The organism is Halomonas sp. A40-4 (assembly GCF_015767635.1).
GTDB classification, from domain to species: domain Bacteria; phylum Pseudomonadota; class Gammaproteobacteria; order Pseudomonadales; family Halomonadaceae; genus Vreelandella; species Vreelandella janggokensis.
The window spans coordinates 886,460-912,185 of the sequence record NZ_CP065230.1; the positions used below are offsets into that span (position 1 = coordinate 886,460).

The 25,726-nt window shown below is 56.2% G+C and carries 24 protein-coding genes and 1 riboswitch; of the genes, 15 read left to right on the forward strand and 9 right to left on the reverse strand.

The features are described from left to right. Positions 1 to 21 precede the first annotated feature (21 nt). From IT895_RS04220 to IT895_RS04255, 8 genes are all read left to right on the forward strand, one after another. A complete protein-coding gene (locus IT895_RS04220; protein WP_199284798.1) occupies positions 22 to 1,752 on the forward strand; it encodes a dihydroxyacetone kinase family protein in 1,731 nt (576 codons plus the stop codon). A gap of 38 nt (positions 1,753 to 1,790) precedes the next feature. Beyond that, positions 1,791 to 2,771, forward strand: coding sequence for a sugar-binding transcriptional regulator (locus IT895_RS04225; protein ID WP_233337362.1), 981 nt, complete (start codon positions 1,791 to 1,793; stop codon positions 2,769 to 2,771). Between the two features lie 428 nt (positions 2,772 to 3,199). Then, the gene (locus IT895_RS04230; protein ID WP_199284799.1) at positions 3,200 to 4,306 is read left to right on the forward strand and encodes an MDR/zinc-dependent alcohol dehydrogenase-like family protein; all 1,107 of its coding nucleotides are present in this window, start codon (positions 3,200 to 3,202) and stop codon (positions 4,304 to 4,306) included. Positions 4,307 to 4,353: 47 nt separating this feature from the next. Continuing rightward, complete coding sequence (locus tag IT895_RS04235; RefSeq protein WP_233337363.1) at positions 4,354 to 4,998, forward strand: DUF2291 family protein; 645 nt, start codon at positions 4,354 to 4,356, stop codon at positions 4,996 to 4,998. Between the two features lie 9 nt (positions 4,999 to 5,007). Beyond that, a complete protein-coding gene (locus IT895_RS04240) occupies positions 5,008 to 6,549 on the forward strand; it encodes a sugar ABC transporter ATP-binding protein (protein ID WP_199284800.1) in 1,542 nt (513 codons plus the stop codon). Positions 6,550 to 6,572: 23 nt separating this feature from the next. Further along, positions 6,573 to 7,673, forward strand: coding sequence for an ABC transporter permease (locus IT895_RS04245; protein ID WP_085917883.1), 1,101 nt, complete (start codon positions 6,573 to 6,575; stop codon positions 7,671 to 7,673). Positions 7,674 to 7,751: 78 nt separating this feature from the next. Continuing rightward, positions 7,752 to 8,708: a D-ribose ABC transporter substrate-binding protein gene (locus tag IT895_RS04250; protein WP_085917882.1), complete on the forward strand. Its 957-nt coding sequence runs from the start codon at positions 7,752 to 7,754 to the stop codon at positions 8,706 to 8,708. A gap of 73 nt (positions 8,709 to 8,781) precedes the next feature. Next, complete coding sequence (locus IT895_RS04255; protein WP_199284801.1) at positions 8,782 to 9,687, forward strand: ribokinase; 906 nt, start codon at positions 8,782 to 8,784, stop codon at positions 9,685 to 9,687. A gap of 114 nt (positions 9,688 to 9,801) precedes the next feature. Here IT895_RS04255 and IT895_RS04260 read toward each other — a convergent pair whose 3' ends face one another. From IT895_RS04260 to IT895_RS04275, 4 genes are all read right to left on the reverse strand, one after another. Continuing rightward, the gene (locus IT895_RS04260; protein ID WP_085917880.1) at positions 9,802 to 10,590 is read right to left on the reverse strand and encodes an HpcH/HpaI aldolase family protein; all 789 of its coding nucleotides are present in this window, start codon (positions 10,588 to 10,590) and stop codon (positions 9,802 to 9,804) included. Further along, positions 10,587 to 12,119, reverse strand: coding sequence for a tripartite tricarboxylate transporter permease (locus IT895_RS04265; RefSeq protein ID WP_085917879.1), 1,533 nt, complete (start codon positions 12,117 to 12,119; stop codon positions 10,587 to 10,589). The genes IT895_RS04260 and IT895_RS04265 overlap by 4 nt, the downstream gene beginning before the upstream one ends. A gap of 4 nt (positions 12,120 to 12,123) precedes the next feature. Continuing rightward, positions 12,124 to 12,537: a tripartite tricarboxylate transporter TctB family protein gene (locus IT895_RS04270; RefSeq protein WP_233337364.1), complete on the reverse strand. Its 414-nt coding sequence runs from the start codon at positions 12,535 to 12,537 to the stop codon at positions 12,124 to 12,126. Positions 12,538 to 12,624: 87 nt separating this feature from the next. Continuing rightward, a complete protein-coding gene (locus IT895_RS04275) occupies positions 12,625 to 13,623 on the reverse strand; it encodes a tripartite tricarboxylate transporter substrate binding protein (protein WP_085917877.1) in 999 nt (332 codons plus the stop codon). Positions 13,624 to 13,875: 252 nt separating this feature from the next. Here IT895_RS04275 and IT895_RS04280 point away from each other — a divergent pair, with 252 nt between their 5' ends. Next, positions 13,876 to 14,898 (forward strand): LacI family DNA-binding transcriptional regulator, encoded by a 1,023-nt coding sequence (locus tag IT895_RS04280; RefSeq protein ID WP_085917876.1) that lies wholly within the window; start codon positions 13,876 to 13,878, stop codon positions 14,896 to 14,898. A gap of 300 nt (positions 14,899 to 15,198) precedes the next feature. Here IT895_RS04280 and IT895_RS04285 read toward each other — a convergent pair whose 3' ends face one another. Next, on the reverse strand, positions 15,199 to 15,675 hold the full coding sequence (locus tag IT895_RS04285) for a 6,7-dimethyl-8-ribityllumazine synthase (protein WP_199284802.1): 477 nt from the start codon (positions 15,673 to 15,675) through the stop codon (positions 15,199 to 15,201). A gap of 98 nt (positions 15,676 to 15,773) precedes the next feature. Beyond that, a riboswitch (FMN riboswitch) is annotated at positions 15,774 to 15,944 on the reverse strand. 400 nt (positions 15,945 to 16,344) lie between these two features. On the opposite strand from IT895_RS04285, the gene IT895_RS04290 reads away from it, so the two are divergent. Both IT895_RS04290 and IT895_RS04295 read left to right on the forward strand, forming a co-directional pair. Next, on the forward strand, positions 16,345 to 18,234 hold the full coding sequence (locus IT895_RS04290) for an ABC transporter ATP-binding protein (protein ID WP_309782060.1): 1,890 nt from the start codon (positions 16,345 to 16,347) through the stop codon (positions 18,232 to 18,234). 31 nt (positions 18,235 to 18,265) lie between these two features. Next, entirely contained in the window at positions 18,266 to 19,273 is a 1,008-nt protein-coding gene (locus tag IT895_RS04295; protein WP_085917873.1) for a zinc-dependent alcohol dehydrogenase family protein, read from the forward strand. A 98-nt stretch (positions 19,274 to 19,371) separates the two neighbouring features. Here the strand turns inward: IT895_RS04295 and IT895_RS04300 are convergent, their stop codons facing one another. After that, entirely contained in the window at positions 19,372 to 20,103 is a 732-nt protein-coding gene (locus tag IT895_RS04300) for a YebC/PmpR family DNA-binding transcriptional regulator (protein WP_066321522.1), read from the reverse strand. A 196-nt stretch (positions 20,104 to 20,299) separates the two neighbouring features. On the opposite strand from IT895_RS04300, the gene IT895_RS04305 reads away from it, so the two are divergent. Next, complete coding sequence (locus IT895_RS04305) at positions 20,300 to 20,917, forward strand: LysE family translocator (protein ID WP_082926111.1); 618 nt, start codon at positions 20,300 to 20,302, stop codon at positions 20,915 to 20,917. A gap of 87 nt (positions 20,918 to 21,004) precedes the next feature. Next, positions 21,005 to 21,490, forward strand: a complete 486-nt coding sequence (locus IT895_RS04310; protein WP_199284803.1) for a glutathione peroxidase — start codon at positions 21,005 to 21,007, stop codon at positions 21,488 to 21,490. On the opposite strand, the gene IT895_RS04315 is transcribed toward IT895_RS04310, so the two are convergent. Continuing rightward, entirely contained in the window at positions 21,487 to 21,870 is a 384-nt protein-coding gene (locus tag IT895_RS04315; protein WP_199284804.1) for a DUF7079 family protein, read from the reverse strand. The genes IT895_RS04310 and IT895_RS04315 overlap by 4 nt on opposite strands. A 139-nt stretch (positions 21,871 to 22,009) precedes the next feature. Here IT895_RS04315 and fabV point away from each other — a divergent pair, with 139 nt between their 5' ends. Beyond that, complete coding sequence (gene fabV / locus IT895_RS04320; RefSeq protein WP_199284805.1) at positions 22,010 to 23,215, forward strand: enoyl-ACP reductase FabV; 1,206 nt, start codon at positions 22,010 to 22,012, stop codon at positions 23,213 to 23,215. Between the two features lie 164 nt (positions 23,216 to 23,379). After that, on the forward strand, positions 23,380 to 24,357 hold the full coding sequence (locus tag IT895_RS04325; RefSeq protein WP_199284806.1) for a GlxA family transcriptional regulator: 978 nt from the start codon (positions 23,380 to 23,382) through the stop codon (positions 24,355 to 24,357). 5 nt (positions 24,358 to 24,362) lie between these two features. Here IT895_RS04325 and IT895_RS04330 read toward each other — a convergent pair whose 3' ends face one another. Continuing rightward, positions 24,363 to 25,157 (reverse strand): SDR family NAD(P)-dependent oxidoreductase, encoded by a 795-nt coding sequence (locus IT895_RS04330; RefSeq protein WP_066321530.1) that lies wholly within the window; start codon positions 25,155 to 25,157, stop codon positions 24,363 to 24,365. A gap of 176 nt (positions 25,158 to 25,333) precedes the next feature. Next, on the reverse strand, positions 25,334 to 25,654 hold the full coding sequence (locus IT895_RS04335) for an antibiotic biosynthesis monooxygenase family protein (RefSeq protein ID WP_199284807.1): 321 nt from the start codon (positions 25,652 to 25,654) through the stop codon (positions 25,334 to 25,336). Between the last annotated feature and the right edge of the window lie 72 nt (positions 25,655 to 25,726).

A 25,726-nucleotide genomic window follows, 5' to 3' on the forward strand; every position in this document is an offset into this window, starting at 1 on the left:
CTCGCTTCGGAGGATATAACAATGACACGCCTATTTAACGACCCGAATGATTTCCCTGAAGAAGCCCGGTTAGGCTTGGTAGCTGCCAATCGTGACAAGCTGATGGCGGTGCCGGGAGGTGTTGTGCGCAGTACGCGTAGTCAGCCGGATACTGTCGCGGTTGTCATCGGAGGTGGCAGTGGCCACTACCCAACCTTCGCGGGATTGGTCGGGCAAGGATTAGCACACGGCGCCGTCATGGGTAACCTGTTTTGCTCGCCTTCTGCACAACAAGTTTATTCTGTCGCCAAAGCCGCTAACAACGGCGGTGGTGTACTGCTTTCCTTTGGTAATTATGCGGGCGATGTACTGCATTTTGGTGAGGCGCGTGAGCGTTTAATCGCTGAAGGTATTGCCTGTGAAATCGTATTAGTGACGGATGATGTGGCGAGCGCACCCTTGGACGAATTCGATAAGCGCCGAGGTATCGCAGGGGATTTAACCGTCTTTAAAGCTGCCTCCGCTGCCGCAGAAAATGGATCATCACTGGAAGAAGTGGTTCGAGTGGCGAAGGAGGCAAATCGCTGTACACGTTCTTTTGGTGTGGCATTTGAGGGGTGCACGTTACCTGGGGCAGCTGATTCGCTCTTTCATGTCCCCAAAGGAAGAATGGCGATCGGGCTGGGAATTCACGGTGAGCCGGGCATTAGTGAGACCGATATCCCTTCCGCGGACGGGTTGGCCAGGGTTCTTGTCGACCGGTTGTTGGAAGAAGTCCCAGAAGGTATCAGCATCAAAGGGGCGAGGGTGGCGCCAATACTCAATGGTTTGGGCACCGTCAAGTATGAAGAGCTGTTCGTTATTTATCGTAAAGTCGACGAATTGCTGCAGGAGGCCGGTCTTATCATCGTAGAGCCGGATGTGGGCGAGCTGGTGACCAGTCTTGATATGGCCGGGGTTTCGCTGACGCTGTTCTGGCTTGATAAGAATATGGAGCCGTTATGGACCGCTGCGGCGGATGCGCCGGGCTATCGAAAAGGCAGTGTGACGCCAGCGCAGACGCTGGATCCGGCAGAAGTTGAGGTGGTTACTCAAGATGAAATTCCCGAGGCTAGCGATGCTTCGCGACAATTAGCCACCGGTGTTGTGGAAGCACTTGGAGTGCTCGCCAGTACCGTCGATGAAAATTGCGAAATGTTGGGTCAGATTGATGCGGTGGCGGGCGATGGCGATCACGGTATTGGTATGCAGCGCGGCAGTCAGTCTGCGCTTGAAGCGGCCAGAGAAGCTTTGGATGGAGGAGCCGGTGCGGAGACAGTGCTCCACTGGGCTGGTCAGCGCTGGTCGGATAAGGCGGGTGGCACCTCTGGTGCTATCTGGCGGGTTATCTTAAAAGCGATAGGGGAGTCGCTTGGTAATGAGAAGCCCCTTTCAAGTCAGCGTCTCGCTGCTGGCGTTTTTGGGGCCCGTCAGCAGGTAATGGCATTCGGCAAGGCAGAGGTGGGCGATAAGACCCTGGTCGATGTGTTGGTACCTTTTGCCGATGCGCTATCGCAGGAGGCTGAGAATGGTCGGGGAGCATTAGCTTGCTGGGAATATGCTGCACGTGTGGCGAGTGAAGCGGCTGAGGCCACCGCGAAACTTACCCCCCGGGTTGGGCGCGCGCGTCCATTGGCTGAAAAAAGCTTGGGTACGCCTGATGCCGGTTCGGTTTCATTGGCGCTGATTATTCAGGCGCTGATTCCTGTATTGAAAAAGTGTCAGGCAAGCTGACATGATACATGCCTTTCAACAACCCCTGGATGCCGAGGATGAATGGTCAAGACGCTGCTGACATTGACTTAATGACAGAGATTGCAACGCTCTACTATGTGCAAGGGGAGACGCAAGAAGCTATTGCTAACCGACTTGGGCATTCGCGAGTGCGAATAGGCCGGCTGCTCAAGCGCGCACAGGCAGAGGGGATTGTGGATGTTCGGGTGCGCTTACATCGTTCCGTTAGCATAGAGATTGAGCAGGAACTAAAGCGACGCTTTGGTCTGAAGCGAGCGCTGATTGCGTTGGATAACGCTGATCCTGATGTGCAGCGCTCAGGTGTAGCGAGTCTGGTGGCCGATCATCTTTCACGTAGTTTGAATGACGGCCAGATCGTCGCCGTGGGTATGGGGCGTAACGTCGCCGCCGTGGCCGATAATGTTTTCCTGGCAGAGTCGTTAAATGTTTCTTTTGTATGCGCGATTGGTGGCTCGTTGCGTGCGGGGGAGCATATGAACCCCGATCATATTTGTCGGCGTTTGGCGAGTCGATTTGGCGGGGATAGTGAGACCCTTTATGCCCCAGCGCTGGTGCAGAGCGGTGAGGTAAGGGATGCGCTGTATGAAAATTCCACCGTGCGTCAGACATTGGATCGCGCCCGGCGCGCGGATACGGCGTTGATTGGTGTCGGCGACGTGAGTGAAGACAGTAATATGGTGCGTATGGGGTGGTTTTCCGCCCAGGAAATTGCTGAAGCACGGCTCTCCGGGACAGTGGGCGATATGATGGGTTATGACTTTATCGATATCCATGGGCAGCCTTCGGCGACGCAGATGCAGGGGCGTGTGGTAGGCCTCAATATCCAGGATCTCACGCGCATTCCAGATGTTATCGCTATCGCCAGCGAGAATACCAAAGCGGTTGGTATTCTAGGTGCGCTACGTACCGGGGTTATCGATACTTTGGCGACTAGTGTCACCAATGCGCACACTATACTGCGGCTTGATGAGGCGACTCAGAGCGAAGTGCGCGCGTGATGTATGGCCATTGCCCGACAGCTTGCAGGCTTAAATATGACCGGCCGAGCTCGGAAGCTTGCTTGTTTTCCTTCTAGATTCTTTCCCGCATTCATTTGTTCGCCGTGAAGTATACCGGCCCTTCGCGGAGAGATGCTTGTAAGTGGTGCTTGTCGATAGCAATCTCTATGTGAACATTTGAACAATCATCGATCATATAGAATGTCGTCTACCACTTACCTTCACTTCTTTTTTATGGCAAATAATTCCAAAAATATAAATTAATTATTATTATCAGTAGCTTGCGAAATGGTCCTAAAGTATAATAATAAAAGACATCATTATGAATTGACTCGGCTACGCTTAAGGTAGTTAATTCATATGTACACGTTAGGAACTTTTGTAACGCCAGTGCAGAAAGACAACACGAGAAGCATTAGGAGTGAGCAATGCATAACGCTGATAACAACAATCACGCTGAACTACCACTGACCATGCAAGCCGTGGTCGCCTACGCGCCTGGTGATTATCGCCTTGAAGAGGTGGACGTGCCCGAGGTGGGAGAAGGTGAAGTGCTGATTAAGGTCGAAGCATGCGGGATCTGCGCAGGCGACCTCAAGGCCTACGAAGGCGCCCCCAGCTTTTGGGGCGATGAGACTCAGCCCGCCTACATCAAGGCACCGATGATTCCAGGTCATGAGTTTATTGGTCACGTGATGGCTTTGGGTGAGGGGGTTAAGAACCTGGAGATCGGCGACCGCGTTATTTCTGAGCAAATTGTGCCTTGTTGGGAGTGTCGTTTCTGTCACCGTGGGCAGTACTGGATGTGCGAAAAGCACGATGTCTATGGGTTTCAGCATAACGTGAACGGGGGGATGGCCGATTATATGGTCTTCCCCAAAGAGGCGATTAATCACAAGCTGCCCGATGAGATTCCGATGGAAAAAGCGGTTCTTATTGAACCCTATGCGTGTTCGTTACACGCGGTAAAGCGTGCGCAGGTTGAACTGGGTGACGTGGTTGTCCTCTCCGGAGCGGGAACGCTAGGGCTAGGAATGATCGGCGCGATCAAAAAATCCGGGCCTTCGAAACTGGTCGTTCTGGATCTCAATAATAAGCGTTTAGAACTTGCCAAACAATTTGGTGCCGACATCGTTTTGAATCCTGCTGACGTCAATGTTGTTGACTACGTGAAAAGCATAACAGAAGGCTACGGCTGCGATATCTATATTGAGGCTACTGGTGCCGTTAAGTCAGTAGAGCAAGGTCTCTATATGATTCGTAAACTTGGTCGTTTCGTCGAATTCAGCGTATTCAAAGAGCCTGTGACTGTCGATTGGAGCATTATCAGTGATCGTAAAGAACTGGATATATTAGGTGCGCATCTAGGCCCTTATTGCTATCCGCTTGTGATTGAAGGTATCGGGAATGGTGATTTTCCAACGAATCATGTTGTTACACATAAACTTCCGTTGAATAAATTCCACCAAGGGTTGGATATGATGCGCAATGATCCTGACGCGTTAAAGGTTGTGCTTATACCTGGCGATCAGTAGGTTACGAAAGCTTTTTATTTATAAATACAATGATAACCGGAGTGGTTATGTCGGCGACATTAAATTCGGTGCCCGGTGGTAAGCGTATAAGCGTCTATGTGACAGCTGCTTTAATTTTAGTGCTATTCGCACTCATGGCGTTTGATACCAAAGTCATTAGTCTTACGGAGCTTGAGAGCGAGGCGGGTTTTTCACCACAGCAATTTGCTAAGGAAACCTTTCCTGAGATTCAGGCGTATGTCGAGAATAATGCCGTAGATGCATCGGTATTGGCGCCGGAAGTGCTCCAGGATGCTGGCGCGGCAGGTGGTAAATACGGCGTGGCCGCAAGCATCGGTCATATTGTACCGGTCTCTTTATCAGGCGTTGCTGTAGAGGGACAGGGGGGCACTTACACCCTTGATGTTGCCGATGTGCCTTCAGATATCGCCATTCGTGTACAAACTGGCCCAGCTATTAATGGCACAACGCTGAGAGATACAACCGGCAATATTCAATTTGGTGACTTCACCAATCAGATCGAATACCAGGATGTCGGTGCAGCACTCAATGATGAAATGAAGCGCCAAGCGCTTGCGGATATTTCCGGGCAAGATTTAACTGGAAAAACGTTAGAGGTCGTCGGCTCCTTCACCATGATAAATCCCAAAAACTGGCTAATTACTCCCGTGAGTATAGCGATCATTGAGTGAGGATCGTCTATGAGTATCGATACATCAACAGTGGAAGTAGCTCCGGTAATTCTTTCTGCACGCAATATTGAAAAGCGTTTCGGTGCCGTGCAAGCCCTCAAGGACGTGAACTTCGATATATATCGGGGGCAGGTGACAACGCTTTTTGGCGAAAATGGAGCGGGTAAGTCGACGCTGATGAAAATCTTGTCTGGCGTCATGACTCAGACGGGGGGCGAAATTGTTTTGGAAGAAGAAAGTGTCAGCTTTTCTTCTCCATCAGATGCAGAAGCCTTGGGGATTGCCATTATTCATCAGGAGTTGAGCCTGGCCCCTAACCTTAATGTGCGTGACAACATTTTTATGGGTCGCGAGCTGACTAAAGGAGGGGGTAGTGTCGACTATAAAGAAGAAGCGCGCCAGGCTGAGCTGCTAATGGCGGAGCTTGATGAACCCATCCACCCGCTCACTCTGGTCGAAGACCTGCGCGTGGGGCAGCAGCAAATCGTTGAAATCGCTAGAGCACTGTCCAAGAACTCACGGATTTTGATTATGGATGAGCCGACCTCTGCCTTGAGTGCGACGGAAGTAGAAACGCTTTTCAAAGTCGTCAAGGACCTCAAGAGCAAGGGCGTGTCGATTGTTTATATTTCCCACCATTTGGAAGAAGCATTACAGATTACCGATCATGCCGTTGTGCTGCGCGATGGTGTGATGACGGCTTATGCTCCGCGCTGTGACATCGACCTGCAGTGGATTGTGAGGCATATGGTGGGAGAGAGTTTTGATCTTGGTTCACCGCCAACAGGGTACGAGCTGGGTGCCAGCGCGCTATCTATTCAGAATCTGTATGTAAGCGACGATAAAGTCGCAGGTCGTTATGTGGTCGAGGACTTTTCGCTGGACGTGAAGGCAGGCGAGATTATCTGCATTTACGGGCTGATGGGTGCTGGCAGAACGGAGTTACTGGAGTGTGTGGCAGGGCGAACCCGACAGTCCCAGGGAGATGTTTTGCTCAACTCACATGATGTCTCGCATTACAACATTGCACAACGAATAGAGAGAGGGCTGGTACTGGTGCCTGAGGATCGTCAGCGTGATGGATTGGTTCCCACCCTGTCAGTTGGCAGGAATCTGTCGCTAGCCAGTATCCGTGCATTTACTCACAAAGGTCTGACGTCATCCAGCCTGGAGGCAGGAATGATCGGTTCAGCAATTGATAAGGTGCGCATCAAGACAGACGGTGGCGAAGCTGGCATCGGTTCATTGTCCGGCGGCAATCAGCAAAAGGTGGTGATCGGCAAAATGTTGGCGACTGATCCTGACGTCATCATGCTAGATGAACCAAGCCGTGGCATTGATGTAGGCGCCAAGGCTGAAGTGTTCAAATTATTGAGCCAGGGAGCGCGACAAGGTTTGGCGGTGGTTTTCACAACGTCTGAAGTCAGTGAATGCTTGAGTATACCGCATAGGGTGCTGGTGATGAGCAAGGGGCGAATCACTGCTGAATTCGGTCCTGGCGTATCGAAAGATGAAATTATGGCTGCTTCCGGTGAATCAGTTGCTGCGTAATTATTAAAAATAGGTGTTTAACCATGTCTCATCATAATAACAATGGCGTACAAGCAGAAAAAAAGCGCATTGACTTCGTTAAGATTTTGCTCGAAGGAAGAGCTTTTTTTGCTTTACTTGCGATCATCATCGTCTTCTCCATCCTTTCGCCGGTTTACTTCTCGACGGGTAACTTTTTAACCATGTCCTCACACGTGGCTGTTTTTGGGCTACTAGGTGTAGGCATGCTATTTGTCATTCTGACCGGTGGTATCGATTTATCGGTTGGCTCTACACTGGCTCTTAGCGGCGTGTTCGCGGGAATGCTACTTGAAGGGGTTGAAATTGAAGCGCTTGACTTGGCTTTCTTCCCTTCAGTGTGGGTCGTTGTGGTGCTTACTTGCTTACTAGGCGGGGTAGTCGGGGCTATCAACGGTGTGCTCGTTGCCTATTTCAAGGTGCCAGCTTTCGTGGCCACGCTGGGTATGTTGTATGTTGCACGCGGGGCCGCCCTGTTGCTGACGGATGGTTTAACTTTCAATAGTTTAAGTGGTGATCCTGCGCTGGGTAATACAGGGTTTGAGTGGCTTGGTTTTAATAAACTGCTCGGTATTCCCGTGGGCATCTTGATCCTTTTCAGCGTTGCCATGATTTGCATGTTGGCGCTTAGCCGCACTCCTTTTGGTCGGTGGGTCTACTCTACGGGCGGAAACGCACGAGCTGCAGAGCTATCCGGGGTGCCGGTAAATAGAGTGAAGCTATCTGTCTATATTATTTCCGGGGTATGTGCCGCCATCGCTGGTATTGTGCTTGCCTCGCAGTTGACCTCTGCTGGGCCTACAGCAGGCACAACCTACGAGCTGACCGCGATTGCGGCCGTTGTGATTGGCGGCGCCTCGCTTATGGGTGGGCGTGGCACGATTCGTAATACTTTATTGGGCGCCTTTGTCATTGGTTTTCTCGCCGATGGGCTGGTCATCATCGGCGTGTCTGCTTATTGGCAGATGGTCTTCACGGGCAGCGTTATTGTCTTCGCTGTCATGCTGAATAATGTGCAGTACAGTGCTAACAAAAAGCCCTCGAAAAAAGCTGATAAAGAAAAGATAGAAACTAAAAAAGAAAGTTCTAGTGCAAGCGCTACTTGACGTAGCCTTGTTTAGAAGTGTGACCTGATTGGGTCTGTATAACCAAGAGCTAACAATCATAACGACGAGGTGATGAACATGCTTCCCAAAAGCAAGAAAGTAATTTTTACAGCACTGGCCAGTGCCTCTATGCTCTTTAGCGGTGCTATAGCAGCTCAGGAAAAGGGGCTCATATCTATCATTGTCAATGATATGTCAAACCCTTATTGGCAAACGGAAGGAACGATTGCTGAACAAACGGCAGAGGAGTTGGGCTATGAAGCAAATGTAAGCTCTCATGTCGGTGATACCAACACTGAAAGTAATCAAGTCGATACGGCGATTACCAATGGCGCTAAAGCGATTATTCTAGACCCTGCAAATGCGGATGGTTCTATTGGCGCTGTGCGAAGAGCTGTTGATGCAGGAATCCCCGTGTTTATTATTAATGCCGAGATTAATCAGCAAGGATTGGCCAAGGCACAACTTGTATCCAATAATGCACAAGGGGCTGCGTTAGGGGCGCAACAGTGGGCAATGCAATTGGGTGGTGAAGGCTCTTATATCGAGTTACAGGGCCCGCCTTCTGATAATAATGCCGCGACAAGATCCAATGGCTACGAGACAGTGCTAAGCCAGTACCCAGACCTTAACCTTGTGGCCTCTGATATCGCTAATTGGGATCGTACGGAAGGTCGCAATAAAATGCAGAGCATGTTGCGCTCCCATCCTGATATTAAGGGCGTGATCAGTGGTAACGACGAAATGGCCTTAGGTGCTATTGTCGCCCTGAAGCAAGAGGGTTTGCTTGATGATGTATTGGTTGGTGGATTTGATGGTTCGCCTGATGCGGTTGATGCGGTTCGTGCGGGTGAATTGGCCTATACTGTCCTACAGCCGGTAGCTGTTTTTGCTGAAGAGTCAGTGAGAATTGCCGATCGCTATATCAATACCGGAGAAACCGGTCTGGATAGTGAAAAGCAACTGTACGACTGTGTCCTCATCACGCCGGATAGCGTTGATAATTACACATCCCCTTTTGTATTAGAGGGATAAATCGAAAGATAGTCTTTCTTCGAGGCCAGTCAGCGTTGATGCTGGCTGGCTTTTTTGTTGAGAGGAAGAGTCAATGATATTTAACTTTGGTTCCATAAATATTGATCATACATATCGTGTTGCCTATTTTGTTCGCCCTGGTGAAACGTTGGAAAGTAATGAATACAGTGTTGGTTTGGGGGGGAAAGGCGTCAATCAATCATTGGCGATAGCGCGTGCCAAGGGAGCGGTCAGTCACTGGGGGTGCGTTTCATCAGTAGACGCCTGGGTGGTGCCTGAGTTGGAGTCTGCGGGTGTCGGTGTGCAAGATGTCGAATTGACCGCTGAGCCGAGTGGGCATGCGATTATTCAAATTGATGCACGTGGTGAAAACGCTATTCTTTTATTTTCAGGCGCTAACCATGGCTTTACACCGGAACGCATGAAGGCGCTTGTTGCGCAAACAACGCCTGGTGACACAATGCTTATCCAGAACGAGTGCAATGGGCTTGATCAGCTGATTCCATTGGCAGTGAGCCATGGTTGCAAAGTGGTATTTAATCCTGCGCCAATGACCTCGGGGGTATCGTCGCTGCCTCTGGACCAATGTAAGTTACTATTCTTTAACCGTACAGAGGCCGCCACTTTATTGGAAATGCCATTAGAGTCGAGTGCTTCCGATTTGCTAAGACGTTTTAATGAAACGCTGGGAAGTGTCGAGGTGGTTCTTACGCTTGGCGGTGAGGGGGCCTGGTATCAGTACAACAGTGAGGCTTATTTTCAACCGGCCTTAAAGGTACAGGCCATCGATACAACGGCAGCGGGTGATACCTTTGTCGGCTACTTCCTGGCGGCCCGACAGGCGGGTCTTGAGCCACCGCAGTGCCTACAAAGGGCAACAGCAGCTGCGGCGCTTGCGGTTCAAAGGCGGGGTGCGGCCAGTAGTATTCCGATGGCAGAAGAAGTTGATAGGTTGATGTGTCAACAAGAAGCACTATAGCTTGTGGCGGCGACTGTTTTTAAGAACTTCCTTAGCTGCTCTATCTTTGAATCTTGAGGCGGCCGGTGGCAATTACGCCCCGGCCAGGCCGGTTCACTAAGAGCCATATCCGAATCAGGATACTCCAAAATCAGCGGACTGCTCACGCCATAGCGCCGCCTCGTGGCGCAGGGTGCTGGCGAACAAGGCGATATCGTTGGGACCTGCCACGAAACGGTAGCCGCTATTTTTCAAAGTGGCGATATCGCGACCGGGCCCGGTGATGGTGCCCATCCAGCGCCCGCTATTGCCGATGCGGCGCTCCAGACCCTCAATCAGGCGGCGTACCTCAGGTGCCTCGAGCTGTTCGAGTAAGCCCATTGAACCCGCTAGGTCGTTGGGGCCAATAAACAGCATATCGATGCCCTCGACGCCGGCGATCGCCTCGACGTTGTCGGCCGCATCGACATGCTCGATCTGAGCGATCAACAGCAGGTCGTCGTTGGCCTGACGGGCATAGTCGCCGAAGGCACCGTAGCCCGAGGCGCGCACGATCGGCGCCGCATAACCGCGCTGACCCTGGGGAGGGTAGCGGCAAGCATCGACGACGGCGCGGGCCTGCTCGGCGCTGTTGACCATCGGCACCATGATCGAGCGCACGCCCATGTCGAGGACCTTCTTCAGATAGGCCGGATCGTTGGCGGGGATGCGCAGGACCGCCTCGCCACCAGCGGCTTCGATGGCGCGGACCAGGTGCGAGGTATGTTCGAGGCTCGATACGCCGTGCTCGTTGTCGATCAGGATGGTCTTCCAGCCGGCCCAGACGGCCACTTCGGCCAGTTCGGGGCTGGCGCTTTCCAGCCATAGGGCGCTGATGGTTCGGCCCTGCTGCAGGGCGAGTTTGGTGCGGTTGCGATGGCTCATGAATAGGTTTCCGTTTCCGAAGAGTTAGAGAGATCAGGATGGCGGCGGCGCTGAACACTCTCATAGATGCCGCGGGTTAGCAGCAACGCCCAGAGGAGTAGAGTGAGTGCGCCTAGTGCTGCCGCCCAGGGACGATCGAAGAAGGTCAGCAAGTCGCCCTGGGCCTTCATCATTGAGGTCATGAAGTTTTCCTCGACAATTTTGCCGAGGACGATACCCAGTATGGCGGGGGCTAGTGGAAAACCATTGGCCTCCATGGCGTAGCCCAGGATGCCCAACGCCAGCACTGTCCAGATGGCTATCACCGAGTTGGTGATGGCATAGGCCCCCACCAGCGAAAACAGCAGCACAATGGGCATCAGCACCCGGCGCGGGATACGCACCACCTGGCTGGAAATCATGATCACCAGCAGGCCTGCGGGGATCATGGCGAGATTGCTCAGCGCGAAGGCGCCGTAAAGGGTATGTACCAGTTCCGGCGACTCGGTAAATATCTGCGGCCCAGGTGACATCCCGTTGAGTAGCAGGATGCCGATGGCAATAGCCGTGACGCTATCGCCGGGGATGCCGAACACCAGCGCCGGCGTCCAGGCCCCGCCGATGGCGGCGTTGTTGGCGCTGCCGCCATCGGTCACGCCCTCGATGTAGCCCGTGCCGTAGCGTTCGGGATGGCGCGAGAAGCGCCGCGAAACCGCATAGCAGATCCACGCGGCGATGTCCGCCCCCGCGCCGGGCAGCGCGCCGATCAGAGTGCCCAGCACGCTGGAGCGGGCGATGTTGCGCTTGAAGCGACGCAGCGTGCGCCATGCCTCGCGCAGCGCCTGGGCAAACGGTTCCTGGGCAGCGCTGGCGGGTTGCTCGCCGCGCCGTTCCTGGGCGCTGCGCAGGATCTCGCTGAGGGCAAACAGGCCGATGATGGCGGGTATGAAGCTGATCCCGTCGAACAGTTCGTAATAGCCGAAGGTGAAGCGCGGGTGGCCGACGGCCACGTCGATGCCGATCGTGGCGATGAACAACCCCATGAACAGACTGGCGAAGCTCTTGGCCACGCTGGAGTTGCTGGTCAGTACCGCGCAGCTCAGCCCCAGGCAGGCCAGCCAGAAGGTTTCGAAGCTGGAAAACTGCACCGCGACACGGGCCAGTTGCGGGGCGATGAGCGCCAGCAGGGCGACCCCCACCAGCCCGCCGATGCAGGCGGCGAACAGCGACACCATCAGCGTCGAGCGCGAGCGTCCGGCGCGGGAAAGCCGGTGGGCGTCCTCGACGTAAGCCGCGGAGGCGGGCGTGCCGGGGATGCGCATCAGGGTGCCGGGGACATCGCCGGCGAAGATCGCCGTGGTGGTGGTGGCGACGATGGCGCTGATCGCGATCAGCGGATCCATGAAGTAGGTGAACGGCACCAGCAGGGCCACCGCCATGGTGGCGGTCAGGCCCGGCATGGCGCCGATGAAAGTGCCGTAGAGCGTGCAGGCGGCGATGACCGCCAGGGACGCGGGGCTGAACAGGGTGGCAAGGGTCGAGGCGCTCATGGAATCACCAGGCCAGTGGCGTCAAAAGGCCCCAGGGGAGCGGGACGCGCAGCAGCGAATAGAACAGCAGGTGCACGCCGATCACCAGGGGCAGGGCCAGCAGCGCGGCACCCGTGACACGCAGCCCGAATACCCGGCCCGTGGCGAAAACCGCCAGGAAGGAGGCGATATGAAAGCCCAGGGGGGCGAGCAGCAGGCCGTAGCCGCATACCACGACCAGCAGGGCCAGGGGGCGTGCCGCCGCCCACCGGCCCGATGGCCGGGCCGGCTCGGTCGGGTGCTCTGTGCCGGCCGCCGGCTCCGCGGCCCCAAGCCAATCGCCGCGCCGCAGACCATCAGGCCGATCGCCGCGATGGCAGGAAACAGGCCGGGGCCATACTCCAGCCCGGCCAGGGTCGGGAAGGTCGAGGCGCGCCACAGCACCAGCGCGCCGAACAGGACCAGCAGGCTACCCGACAAGCGATCATTGTGGGACATGGATACCTCCGGGAGCGATGCGCCGCGCTCACTGGGCGAGGCCGATCGCCTCGATGACTTCGCCCAGTTGGCGGTCGGCCTCGGCGAGGGTTTGGGCGGTCTCGTGGCGATCCTCGAACACCACCTGGGTACCGCGGCTACGTTTGAACTCGGCCCAGTCCTCGCTGTTCACGGCGGTCTCGATCGCCTGCTCGTAGGCGCAGGCGATCTCGTCCGGCAGACCGCCGGGACCGCTGACCGTCACGAAGGCACTCAGTGTCCAGCCGCTCTCCAGGGTCTCCGCGGTCAGGGGCACCTCAGGCATCTGCTCCATCGGCGTATCGCTCATGTAACCCAGCGCCTTGAGCTCCCCCTGTTCGACCAGGTTGCGGGCTTCGGCGAGCGCCGGTGTGGCGACATCGACGCCGCCCGCCATCAACTCCTTGAGTGCCGGCCCGGCCCCCTGGCTGGGGATCCAGCGAATGGCGTCGGGGGCCAGTCCTTCGGCCTTGAGCATGCCGGCCAGGGCGAGATGCCAGATGCCCCCCTGGGCGGTTCCCGAAGCGGTCAGCTCACCTGGGGTCTGGCGTGCCTCGTCGAGCAGGGCCCCGAGCGAGTCGTAGGGCGAGCCCTCTTGCACCAGAACCCCGGGCGAACTGCGATTGATCAGGGCGATGGGCGTGATGTCCCGGTACGTCAACGGCGTCAGGCCGATCCAGTGCATGGTATCGATCTCGACCGTGGCGGCGCCGATGGTATAGCCGTCCGGCTTGCCACGGGCGAGCGTAGTATGGCCGACGACACCGTTACCCCCGGTACGGTTGACGACGTTGAAGGGCACGCCCATTTCTGCCTCGAGCAGGCTGGCCAGCCGACGTGCGTTGGCATCTGTGCCGCCGCCGGTGCCCCAGGGAACTACGAAGGTTACGGCACGCTCGGGTTGCCAGCTGCAGGTTGCAGGGTTATCGGCTGATGCGTGGGTAGCTGCTAATGAGGCCCATAGGGCCAGTGAGACAGTCATTATCGTTGTCGAATTTGTGCTCATCATGCTGCGTGCTCCTGGCCGTGGCGAGGGATATTGACGACGTTTTTGGGTAGTTTTTGGGATGCCTCCATGATTGTTTTTCTACATAGTTCAATCGATTGAATAAATACAACTTTGGTCGTTATGGTGCTGTAGTTTCGTGTTTGTAAGGCTTGCGATATCACTAAAAAGTTCGCTATGAGAGTATGTTATCCATAATTCCAAAAAATAGAGCGCGTTCCGGCGCCTATCACTCATGGGAGTTGAGATTTTTATATGGCAAGCCGTCCGACACTTAAAACTATCGCCGATCAGGTAGGCGTTACCGTTTCCGCAGTCTCATTGGCTTTGCGTGATGATCTGCGAATTTCTCAAGCGACCCGAGAGCGTATACAACAGGCTGCGAAGGAGCTGGGTTACGTCTATAACCGGCATGCGGCGGGGTTACGGCGAGGCGATAGTGGCACTGTAGCGGTATGCCTTAATGATTTGAGCAACCCTTTTTTCACTGAATTCCTTGGGCACATGGAGGCACGCTTCCGTGAGGCGGATCGTATGATGTTGTTCTGCCATGCCCATGAAACACCATCGATCCAGGCACGCTTTATTCGTCAGATGGCCGAGCATGGTGCCGCGGGGCTGATTCTGGTGCCTGTCGCCGGTACTACCCGAGAAGATCTTGATGGGGCTCAGGTAAGGCATTTACAGGACTTTCCACTGGTGCTGATCTCCAGGGATGTCGCTGATACTGGGTTCGATCGAGTCATCAACGACGATGTGCTAGGTATTCGTCTTTTATTCGAACACTTATATGAAGCAGGGCATCGGCGCTTTGCATGGTTTGGTGGTGGCGGTGATACGTCCACTGCCCGAGATCGCGAATGCTCCTTCCGACAGCAGATGGATGCTGCCGGTTTGCCTGTTACACGTGATTCGGTTCATCACGGGCCAACGACGCTGGAATTCGGGGACGCTATGCTAGAGCGGCTGCTTACGATGCCGGAACCACCGACCGCAATTATGTGTTTTTCGGACATTATTGCCTTTGGCGTGCTGGCGGCGTGCTATCGGCATGGAGTGCGACCAGGTGTGGATATTTCTGTCACCGGTTTCGATGATATGGCGGCGGCTGCCTACTCGGCACCCGCATTGACCAGTGTGCGGGTTCGCACTGACCTAATTGGCCAGTGTGCCAGTGAGTTGTTGCTTTCTCGTATGGCGGGGGAGCGATATCCGCCGATTCGAAAGGTGGTGCCGCCCGAGCTGGTTGTGCGGGCGAGTACCGGGCCGGCAGCATGAGATTTGCACTCACCTGACCATCACTACGGCTAACATAGCAGTGATGATAATCGAACGTCCTTAAATGGGCGCCCATCGACCCGATCCTGAGCTAACTACCTACACTCATGGCCCACGTGATTAGCGTTAGGGCGTCACTTTGGATCAGCCTCTTGAGTTGAAAAGGTTTAAATTACTTTGCAGCAAAGAGCCGGAACGGCTATTTAAGCGTCATCGTCAACCGTCTGTGGATTGACTCAGGTAGCGAGCAAACATTTAGGCTGCCCGCTACCTAAGCGTATCCAGAGGTTAGTTAGTGACTTACCTTAGCCCTTGGATCCTTTTGTGATTTTCCAGAGTCATCGCTAAAGCTTCTGCCGCTTCCTTGCCTTTGGCTCGGAAATGGCCATGGAAAAAATCATGATGTGTGCTGTGCTCATGGAAATGGTGGGGTGTCAGGACAACGGAAAGGATCGGAATTTCGGTTTCCAGTTGCGCTTGCATCATGCCTTCGATGACCGCTTGAGCAACGAATTCGTGTCGATAGATGCCGCCATCAATGACAAAGCCTGCCCCCACAATGGCGCTATAACGGCAAGTTTTGGCGAGTAGTTTAGCCTGAAGCGGGATTTCGTAAGCCCCTGCAACTTGGAATATCTCTACTTGGTCAGCGGAAAAGCCATGCTCGCTGGCAAGTTCAGCAATGAATGCCTCTCTGGCTTGAGTGACTATATCGTGATGCCAAGACGCTTCGATAAAGGCAACGCGAACTGATGAGGAGTGTTGGGTCTGATTCATGGTCATCCTATGGGGATTGTTTACCAGAACCAGGGCATGAGGCATCCAATAGCACAGTACCCGTATGCGTTGAAACGCATACGGGTAATATCACTAGGAAACCTTCTCTTTTATCCGGACTATGACCGTCGGCTCCGGAGTCTCACCGAATCTGCTGTCCTCAGCCGTTAGGTTACCCCCTTTGGCGGAGCGCTCGTGGGCTTGTCCGCATCAAGATATGATACGGCATCACCACCGGTGGGGACTTGCACCCCGCCCTGAGAAAGTTCGCCATTAACGGCGGAAAGCATTATACGCTGACTGCCTGGAGTGTGTAGAGGCAGCCTTAAAAATTAATTTAAGGCTGAGGGCAGACCCATTGGACGTTTATAGAGATCGACAGGCCCTGGACGCTTCCCGACATCCCAAGCCGATGCCATCAGTGGTAAGCTGGCGGACGCTTAGCAGGTTAATGATTGAGACGGTGGCAACTTTTTTTGAGCTAAGCGGCTTAAAACGTGCCAGAAGGCTTGGCTCCATGATGGCCAATCTGCTGGCCTCCTCCAGAGGGACTCATGTGGCAGTACCTGACGCTATGCGTAATTTTTTAAGCGGTTCTTTTGGTGCTGGCCGTTCTGGCAATGTTTGCCGAACTAATTCATCGACTGACAAGTAACATAAGGACTCGCCATGCTCTCGCGTATGCTCGCGCCATTGTTTCGTTACTTTGAAACGCGCGTTGATCCCTATCCCGAAGGCAACGTGACGACGCCTCCCAAGGGACTAGCGGCGTTCATATGGCATTTTTCCCGCCCGGTTTGGCCGCTGTTGCTACTGATGTCGCTGTTCACCGGCCTGGTCTCTGCCGCCGAGGTGGTGTTTTTTAGCTACATGGGCGAGCTGGTGGATTGGCTCGGCAACGTGGAGCGGGAGAACTTCTGGGCCGAGCATGGTCTGTGGCTTTCCGGAGTAGGGATTCTTGTGCTGATTGGCCTGCCGCTGTTGGTCTTGGCGCAGTCATTGGTGACGCACCAGAGTATCTTCGGCAACTACCCGATGATTGGCCGCTGGCTATCGCATCGGCACATGCTCAGCCAGAGCCTGGCGTTTTATCAGGACGAGTTTGCCGGGCGGGTGTCGCAGAAAGTCATGCAGACGGCGCTGGCGATTCGCGAAACCGTCACCAAGGTAATGGACCTGCTGGTCTATGCCATTGTGTACTTCACCGGTGCGGCGATTTTACTGGGCCGTGCTGATCCTTGGCTGCTGCTGCCGCTGGGGCTCTGGTTGGCAGGCTATCTGGCAATTATGTGGTTTTTCGTGCCGCGCCTAAGGGATGTTTCCATGGCCCAGGCGGATGCCCGTGCCCAGATGACTGGGCGCGTGGTGGACAGCTATAGCAATATTCAGACCATCAAGCTGTTTGCCGACACCCAGCGTGAACAGGACTACGCCAAGGATGCCATGGAAGGTTTCATGGGCACCGTGCACCGTCAAATGCGCCTGGTCACCATCATGAGCGTGTGCCTGACACTGCTGAATACGGCACTGTTGGTGGGCACAGCGGGGATGGCGATCAGTGCCTGGTACCTGGACGCGATCTCATTGGGCGTGCTCGCCATTGCCATCGCGCTGGTCATGCGGATTCGTTTCATGTCGGACTGGATTTTATGGGAGGTCGCCGGTCTATTTGAAAATATCGGTACGGTGCAGGACGGCATGAACACCATCGCCCAGGAGCCTACCGTTCGTGATACACCCAATGCCCAGGCGCTAAGCGTTCCCCATGGAGCGATTGCTTTCGAGGCGCTGCGCTTCGGCTATGAACAAGCCAAGGGCGAGAACAGAACCGTGTTCGACGGCTTGAGTCTGAATATTGCCCCGGGTGAGAAGATTGGCCTGATCGGCCGCTCCGGGGCGGGTAAGTCGACCCTTGCCAACCTGCTGCTGCGTTTTTACGACCTTCAGGGCGGGCGCATTGTTATCGATGGGCAAGACATCGCCGGGGTTACGCAAACCTCGCTGCGCCACCAGATCGGCATGGTGACCCAGGACACGTCGTTACTGCACCGTTCGCTGCGCGATAACATCCGCTACGGTAGCCCCCATGCCAATGATGACGACGTCTGGGAGGCGGTATGCCGTGCCCATGCGGATACCTTTATCAATGATCTGGTCGACCCGAAAGGGCGGCGTGGGCTGGACGCCCATGTAGGCGAGCGGGGCGTCAAGCTGTCCGGCGGCCAGCGACAGCGCATTGCGATTGCCCGGGTGCTGCTCAAGAATGCCCCGATTCTGGTGCTCGATGAGGCCACCTCGGCGCTGGACTCCGAGGTGGAAGCCGCCATTCAGGAGCAGCTTGATACCCTCATGGAAGGTAAAACGGTGATTGCGATTGCTCATCGGCTGTCCACCATTGCGATGCTCGACCGACTTATCGTGGTCGATGAGGGGCGGATTGTCGAAAGTGGCACTCATGCCCAATTATTGGAAAAGAATGGCATTTATGCGCGTCTCTGGCGTCGGCAATCGGGTGGGTTCATCGGCCTTGATGTCGATGCTGTTAGCCCCAATGGTTAATGTACCGACCATTCTGTCCAAAGAGGTGTTCATGCAAGCGATTCAACTCAATCAGCCCGGCGGTCTCGACAAGCTAACGGTAGTGGATCAAGCCGAGCCCGGCGAGCCGGGGAAAGGTGAAATTCGTGTGCGCTTGCACGCCAGTTCGCTGAACTTTCACGACTACGCCGTGGTAGCCGGGATGATCCCCACCGAGGAGGGGCGTATCCCCATGTCGGATGGCGCCGGGGTTGTCGACGCCGTCGGTGAAGGCGTGAGCGAGTTTTCCGTGGGCGACCCGGTGGTGTCGACGTTCTTCCCCGGCTGGTTGGAGGGCCCGGCGCGGGTCGGCGACTTCCGTACCACTCCCGGCGATGGCATCGATGGCTATGCGCGCGAGCAGGTTATCGCGCCTGCCACCTCGTTCACCTATCAGCCGGCTGAATACAGTCACGCCGAATCAGCTACCCTGACCACCGCTGGCCTCACCGCCTGGCGCGCATTAGTCGTCGACGGTGGCCTGAAAGCTGGCGATACGGTGCTGGTGCTGGGTACCGGCGGCGTTTCCATCTTTGCGCTGCAATTTGCCAAGATGATGGGCGCACGGGTCATCGCCACATCGTCCTCCAACGAAAAGCTCGCGCGCCTGCGTGAGATGGGGGCGGAGCACACCATCAACTACAAAGAGACGCCCGAGTGGGGGAAAGCCGTCAAGGCGCTGACCGAAGGCGAAGGCGTTGATCATGTGGTGGAAGTAGGTGGCTCAGGCACGTTGCCGCAGTCGATCGATGCGGTCAAGATCGGCGGTCATATCGCACTGATCGGCATATTGACAGGCCGTGAAGGGGAAATCCCCACCGCCAAGCTGATGGCCAAGCAGGCCACCCTGAAAGGGTTGATCGTGGGCAGCCGCCGCGACCAGATAGAAATGATTCGTGCCATCGAAGCCAATGGCATGCGGCCGATTATCGACCGTGAATTCCCGCTGACCAAAATCGCCGATGCCTTCCGTCATCAAGAATCCGGCGAACACTTCGGCAAGATCTGCCTGACATTCTAGTCGAGCGATAAGCCCCAAGACCTTGCGATCAGGCCTTAGTGCCTGGTCCTGCCTTGCACCAGCGCCGCCATCATGGGCGGCGCTGGTGTATTAAGCATTTATTCGTCGTCTGAGGGCAGCTCAGCGCTATGGTAGACGTTTTGTACGTCGTCCAGATCGTTCAGCATGCCGAGCAGTTTTTCGAACATGGCCACATCGTCGCCTTCGACCGGCGTGGTGGTTTGCGGCAGAAACTGAATTTCATCGGCCTCGAACTCGATGTCGCCGAAGGTGTCCAGCAGCGCCTGCTTGGCCTTGGCGTAGTCGGTATGCGGCGCAAACACGGTGATGCGGCCGTCTTCCTGCTCGATATCGGTGACGTCGACATCGGCTTCCATCAGCGCTTCCAGCACGGCTTCCTCGTCGCTACCGGCAAACGCGAAAATCGCGCAGTGGTCGAACATATGGCTGACGCTGCCGGGGGTGCCGATTTTGCTCTTGGTCTTGGTAAAGCAACCGCGAACGTCGCCGAAGGTGCGGTTGGGGTTGTCGGTCAAGCACTCGACAATCACCATGGCATTACCTGGGCCGAAGCCCTCGTAGCGCGCCGCTGAAAAGTCTTCGCCGCCTGCCCCGCTGGCTTTATCCAGAGCCTTGTCGATCACGTGAGAGGGTACCTGGTCCTTCTTGGCACGCTCCATCAGGCCGCGTAGCGCCAGGTTGCTATGGGGGTCGGTGCCGCCCGACTTGGCGCAAACGTAAATCTCGCGACCGTACTTACTGTAGACCTTCGTCTTGGCATCGGCCGTTTTGGCCATGGATTCTTTACGGTTCTGAAAAGCCCTACCCATGTTGACGTCCTGTAATTAGTGATTCTCCCTGCTGATCAGGGGTGTCATCAAAAAAGCCAAAGTTTACCCAACAGAATATCATGCTAACAGCCTTATTTGCTCAAGCGCAGACGTCGTCTCGATGGTTTTGACGTACACTGTGCGGGTCGCCATTGGCTGGCGGCAAAAGGAATAATCAACGATCAAGGAGAATCACATGCCATTCTCGCTATGGTTGTCGCTGGCAGCGGTATGCGCCATGGGCGCCATGTCACCGGGACCCAGTCTGGCGCTGGTGCTGCGCCATACCCTGGGTGGGGGAAGACTGGTGGGTGTGACAGCGGCGTTATGCCATGCCGGTGGCGTTGGGCTTTATGCACTGCTTACCGTGCTGGGTCTGGGCGCGCTGATTGTGCAGTGGCCGACCCTCTTCCAGTTGATTACCTGGGTAGGGGCTGCGTATCTTGCCTGGCTGGGCATTAAAGCGCTGCGTGCCGGTAGTGCCGGGGCGATGCAGCAACAGGCAATGGTCACGTCCGGCGCTAGGGCCGCCAGGGAGGGCGTCTTGGTGGCGCTTGGCAATCCCAAGCTGATTCTTTTCTTCGTTGCGTTGCTCAGCCAGTTTGTCACGCCCGATATGAGCCTGGTCGCCAAAGCGCTCATCGTGGTGACGGCGATGGTCATTGACGGAGGATGGTACGTGCTGGTGGCCGTTGCCCTGTCGCATTCAAGCGTGCTGCCCTGGCTTCAGCGCCGTGCCCACTGGATCAACCGGGTGACCGGGGTATTGCTGCTGGCATTGGCGCTTCGCGTGGTGGCCGGTCCGCTGGTCTAGGTCGACAGAGGCTGGCTCGAGGAACTGGTGCGTTGGGCATAGACATGGCATGGTAAGTGGCGAGGCGTTCCAGGGGGGAGGCGGCAGATGACACTTTACGATCAGGATTGTTATAACCACATGGGGCAGCCGTTTAACCTGCGGGCGTTGCAGGGGCAGGTGTTGCTGATCGTCAACGTCGCCAGCCGCTGTGGCTATACCCCGCAGCTCAAAGAGCTGGAAACGCTTTACCAACGCTATCGGGATCGCGGCTTCACGGTACTGGGGTTTCCCTGCGACCAGTTTGGCAAACAGTCCCCGGAAAGCGCTGAGGCCTTTTGTACCTTTGGCGAGCAGCAATACGGCGTCACGTTTCCGCTCATGGAAAAAGTGCGGGTCAATGGCAGTGACGCCCACCCGTTGTTCGTACTGTTAAAGCGTGAGGCGCCCGGCATGTTGGGCACAACAATGATCAAATGGAATTTTACAAAATTCCTGGTCGGGCGTGATGGCAAGGTCATTGCGCGCTTTGGTCCCCGGGATCATGGCCGCTCGTTACGGCTACGCCTGGAACGCGCGCTCGACGAGGTTTAGGTCTCGCCGCGGGCGACCATCACCCGGCTCATCAGCTCGTTCCAACGATGGCGAACCATCATGGTCGTCAGACCTGAAAACAGTGCCCAGCTCTTGCGCCGCCAGCCTGTCAAACGCAGGTTGTGGCTGACCAGTTGCTGCATCAGTTTGCGGTTATTGAACTCACGCCATTCGCTGGCAATGGACAGTTGGTGGCGGGCCATCACCGGCGCCATCTCAAGGCGGAACATCCATTCAAGCTCTTTGAAGGTCATCTCAAAGCGCTGAACGACCTCGACCATCTGGGCGTAATCGCGTTCACTTGGCTCGCGGTCCAGCCATAAAGGTGCCAGTGCCAACCATAAATCGCCACGTTCATCGACTAGCTGCTGTGCGTTCATTAACAAAGCCTCACGGGCGGTCAGGGATAAAACAATATCCTGACGTGAAAGGTCCACAAGCTCAATAGCGGACAGCGCCGCTCTAGACCGCTAGAATAGTGCCACTGATGAGCTAATTATTTTGAAAGCGAGGTTCCCTTTGATTATTAAACCCAAAGTACGCGGCTTTATTTGTACGACTACCCACCCGGTTGGCTGCGAGCAAAACGTTCGCGAGCAGATTGAAGCGACCCGCGCACGCGGTTTGGACAAGAACGCCGGTCCAAAAAAAGTGCTGGTGATCGGGGCTTCCAGCGGCTATGGCCTGGCGGCACGCATTACCGCGGCGTTCGGCTACGGAGCGGATACCCTGGGCGTGTTCTTTGAAAAACCGGCGACCGAGAATAAGCCTGGCACAGCGGGTTGGTACAACAGCGCAGCGTTTGACAAATTCGCCAAGCAGGAAGGCCTTTACAGCAAATCGATCAACGGCGATGCGTTCTCCCACGAAGCGCGCCAGAAAGCCATCGAACTGATCAAGCAGGACATGGGCGAAGTCGACCTGGTGGTCTACTCGCTGGCATCGCCGGTGCGCAAGCTGCCGGATAGCGGCGAGCTCAAGCGCTCAAGCCTCAAGCCGATTGGCGAAACCTACCGGGCGACCGCGATCGACACCAATAAAGACGCCATCATCGAAGCCGAGGTGGAGCCCGCGACCCAGCAGGAAATCGACGATACCATCACCGTGATGGGCGGCGAAGACTGGGAGCTGTGGATGGAGGCGCTGGACCAGGCCGGTGTGCTGGCCAAGGGCGCACGCAGCGTGGCGTTCAGCTATATCGGCACGGAAATCACCTGGCCGATCTACTGGCACGGCGCGCTGGGCAAGGCCAAGGAAGACCTGGACCGCGCCGCAGCGGCGATTGATGCCAAGCTGAAAGAGACCGGTGGCGGCGCTAACGTGGCGGTACTCAAGTCGGTGGTCACCCAGGCCAGTGCGGCCATCCCGGTCATGCCGCTGTATATCGCCATGGTGTATCGGATCATGAAAGAGCAGGACGTCCACGAGGGCACGATCGATCAACTTAACCGCTTGTTCGGCGAGCGGCTCTATGCCCCGCAGGGTGGTGAGATGGCCACTGACGAAGTGGGCCGTCTGCGTCTGGATGACTGGGAGTTGCGCGACGATATCCAGAAGGCCTGTCAGGATCTGTGGTCGGAAGTCACTACCGATAACCTGTTCGAGATCACCGACTACGCAAGCTATAAACACGACTTCCTGAAGCTGTTTGGCTTCGGGCGTGACGATGTTGATTACGACGCCGATGTTGACCCGATGGTCGACTTTGATGTGGTCAACCTGTAGACCAGTTGCCGCTAAATGGCGGTACTAGCGTTATGAAAACGTCGGGCCTGGGAGCTCGGCGTTTTTGCATTTATACGTCATGTTTTGTTTACCGCGACGCGGCCACTGCCTTTACCCAGGCAATTGGTTAAGATGTCGGTTTGTTTTCGTCACGGCGGTTTTCCATGCAGCATAACCCAGTCAACTCCCCCAATGCCGCGTCGCGACGGCGGGTAGCGTTTGTGCTGCTGCCGGGGTTTTCGATGCTGGCGCATGCTGGCGCGCTGGAACCTTTGCAAATGGCCAACCAGCTCAGCGGGCAGATGCTTTATCACACCGTCACGCTGAGTATGGACGACGAAGCCGTCCGCAGCGGCGCGCAGCTTTCCGTGCTGGCGCAGCATACCTTGGCAAGCACGCCTGGGCCGCTTGATTTATTGCTGGTCTGCGCCCCGACGCCGCTGCCCTATGCGCTGCCCGCCAAGCTCAATGAATGGCTGCGGGGATACGTGGGGCGCGGCGTGATGTTGGGAGGGCTGGCGGGTGGCACCGAGGTGCTGGCGCGCTGCGGGCTGCTGGAAGGTTACCGCGCCACGCTGCCCTGGCAGCGGTTCGACGCCTTTTCCCAGGCCTATCCGCAAGTCACGCTTTCCCAGCAGCTGTTCGAAATTGACCGCGACCGGCTTTCCTGTGCAGGCGGCACCGCGGCGATGGACATGATGCTGACGCTTATCGGTCAGCACCACGGCGCTCGCCTGGCCGAGCAGGTTTCGGAACAGTTCGTCTGCGACCGGATTCGCCTGGCGGACGAGCGCCAGCATGTGCCGCTACGCAGCCGCTTGGGCCATGCACCGCAAAGCCTGGTGGATGCCGTGACGCTGATGGAAGCCAATATCGAGGAGCCGCTTTCCACTCTGGAGCTGGCCGAGCATCTGGGGATTTCCCGGCGTCAGTTGGAGCGGCTGTTCAAGAAATATCTGCAGGCGGTGCCCAGCCGCTACTACCTGGACCTGCGTCTTCAGGAAGCCCGCAAACAGCTACGGGAAAGCGACCTTGCGGTAGGCGATATTGCGTTTGCCACCGGCTTTTCTTCCGGGGCGCACTTTTCTACCGCCTACCGCCACCATTTCGGCATGACGCCGAGGGAGGAGCGGCTGAGTTAGAGGATTCAGGTTAGCGTATCGACAATGCCACCTTCCACGCGCAAAGCGGCACCGGTGGTGGCGCTGGCCTGGGGCGAGGCCGCATAGACGCTCATGCTGGCCACTTCCTCGGGGGTTGCCAGCCGCTGGATGATCGACGAGGGGCGATTCTCCTGTACGAAGCGCGCTTCCACTTCGGCCTGGGAAGTGCCTTCTTTTTCCGCCATTTCACGAATCATGTTGAGCACCCCTTCTGAGCGGGTTGGCCCCGGCAGAATGGCATTGACGGTCACCTGGGTGCCGCTCAATACCTTGGCTAGCCCCCGCGATACCGACAGCAGCGCCGATTTGGTCATGCCGTAATGGACCATTTCGCTGGGGATGTTGATGCCCGATTCACTGGACAGGAACTGGATGCGCCCCCAATTGCGCTCACGCATGCCTTGGGCGTAATGGCGTGAAAGGCGCACGGCGCTCATGATATTGACGTCGAAGAACTGCTGCCAGGTGGCGTCGTCGACCTCAAAAAAGTCCTGTGGGCCGAAGATGCCGACGTTGTTGATCAGGATATCGGTGCTGGGCTGTTGTTCGATCAGCGTCTGGCAGCCTTCAGCGGTGCCCAGGTCGGCGGCCACGCCCGTCGCCTTGGCGTTGGGAACGTCTTTCTTGATGGCCGCGATGGCCTCGTCAATACGTGCCTGGGTGCGCCCGGTGATAACCACCTCGGCACCTGCATTGGCCAGGCCCTGGGCAATCGCAAAGCCGATACCTGCGGTCGACCCGGTGATAATGGCGTGCTTGCCGTTAAGATCAATCTGCATGGGGTGTGCTCCTCTCTTACTGAGTATCAGTACCTCGCTACACAACGGGTAACTTTATAGCTTGCTAATGAGTGTGGTGCTCTTTTAGGTTTCTTCAAGGGGGAGGTCTTCAATTGATCAGGCTTTCAGTCGCATGCTGAGCACTGAGCCAGTAAAAGGGGCCTTGCGACCCTCCTTTATGACTTGGCATTCGGCGGCATCACCACCCACTCCGGTTCCTCGAATTCGCCGATCAGGCGGATCTCGCAGCAGGGGGCCGCACGGCGGATGATCTCCTTGATCTCCGGGTTGGGCTGGGTTTCCATGGCGTCGCGGCTGGCCTTGCTGTCCCAGTGGGCAATGGCGATGAGGGTGCTGGGGTCGCCAATCTTGCGATGCAGCTCGGTGCCGCGTGCCCCGGGCGCCTGCTGGATGAGCTGGCTGGCGCGGACCCAGGCGTCGGCGTAGTCCTCGGCGCGGTAGCCGTCGCGGATATGCACTTCAAAGATATATTTCATGGCGCTTCTCCCTGTTGCTGCTGCTGAAACTTTCGATCCTGGGCCAGTGTATCCCGCCCACCCGTCCCCAAC

Bases quoted from the DNA above. Each gene is read 5' to 3' on its own strand.
- IT895_RS04220 (WP_199284798.1), top strand. From the start codon at position 22: ATGACACGCCTATTTAACGACCCGAATGATTTCCCTGAAGAAGCCCGG.
- IT895_RS04225 (WP_233337362.1), top strand. From the start codon at position 1,791: ATGAATGGTCAAGACGCTGCTGACATTGACTTAATGACAGAGATTGCA.
- IT895_RS04230 (WP_199284799.1), top strand. From the start codon at position 3,200: ATGCATAACGCTGATAACAACAATCACGCTGAACTACCACTGACCATG.
- IT895_RS04235 (WP_233337363.1), top strand. From the start codon at position 4,354: ATGTCGGCGACATTAAATTCGGTGCCCGGTGGTAAGCGTATAAGCGTC.
- IT895_RS04240 (WP_199284800.1), top strand. From the start codon at position 5,008: ATGAGTATCGATACATCAACAGTGGAAGTAGCTCCGGTAATTCTTTCT.
- IT895_RS04245 (WP_085917883.1), top strand. From the start codon at position 6,573: ATGTCTCATCATAATAACAATGGCGTACAAGCAGAAAAAAAGCGCATT.
- IT895_RS04250 (WP_085917882.1), top strand. From the start codon at position 7,752: ATGCTTCCCAAAAGCAAGAAAGTAATTTTTACAGCACTGGCCAGTGCC.
- IT895_RS04255 (WP_199284801.1), top strand. From the start codon at position 8,782: ATGATATTTAACTTTGGTTCCATAAATATTGATCATACATATCGTGTT.
- IT895_RS04260 (WP_085917880.1), bottom strand. From the start codon at position 10,590: ATGAGCCATCGCAACCGCACCAAACTCGCCCTGCAGCAGGGCCGAACC.
- IT895_RS04265 (WP_085917879.1), bottom strand. From the start codon at position 12,119: ATGAGCGCCTCGACCCTTGCCACCCTGTTCAGCCCCGCGTCCCTGGCG.
- IT895_RS04275 (WP_085917877.1), bottom strand. From the start codon at position 13,623: ATGATGAGCACAAATTCGACAACGATAATGACTGTCTCACTGGCCCTA.
- IT895_RS04280 (WP_085917876.1), top strand. From the start codon at position 13,876: ATGGCAAGCCGTCCGACACTTAAAACTATCGCCGATCAGGTAGGCGTT.
- IT895_RS04285 (WP_199284802.1), bottom strand. From the start codon at position 15,675: ATGAATCAGACCCAACACTCCTCATCAGTTCGCGTTGCCTTTATCGAA.
- IT895_RS04290 (WP_309782060.1), top strand. From the start codon at position 16,345: ATGCTCTCGCGTATGCTCGCGCCATTGTTTCGTTACTTTGAAACGCGC.
- IT895_RS04295 (WP_085917873.1), top strand. From the start codon at position 18,266: ATGCAAGCGATTCAACTCAATCAGCCCGGCGGTCTCGACAAGCTAACG.
- IT895_RS04300 (WP_066321522.1), bottom strand. From the start codon at position 20,103: ATGGGTAGGGCTTTTCAGAACCGTAAAGAATCCATGGCCAAAACGGCC.
- IT895_RS04305 (WP_082926111.1), top strand. From the start codon at position 20,300: ATGCCATTCTCGCTATGGTTGTCGCTGGCAGCGGTATGCGCCATGGGC.
- IT895_RS04310 (WP_199284803.1), top strand. From the start codon at position 21,005: ATGACACTTTACGATCAGGATTGTTATAACCACATGGGGCAGCCGTTT.
- IT895_RS04315 (WP_199284804.1), bottom strand. From the start codon at position 21,870: ATGAACGCACAGCAGCTAGTCGATGAACGTGGCGATTTATGGTTGGCA.
- IT895_RS04325 (WP_199284806.1), top strand. From the start codon at position 23,380: ATGCAGCATAACCCAGTCAACTCCCCCAATGCCGCGTCGCGACGGCGG.
- IT895_RS04330 (WP_066321530.1), bottom strand. From the start codon at position 25,157: ATGCAGATTGATCTTAACGGCAAGCACGCCATTATCACCGGGTCGACC.
- IT895_RS04335 (WP_199284807.1), bottom strand. From the start codon at position 25,654: ATGAAATATATCTTTGAAGTGCATATCCGCGACGGCTACCGCGCCGAG.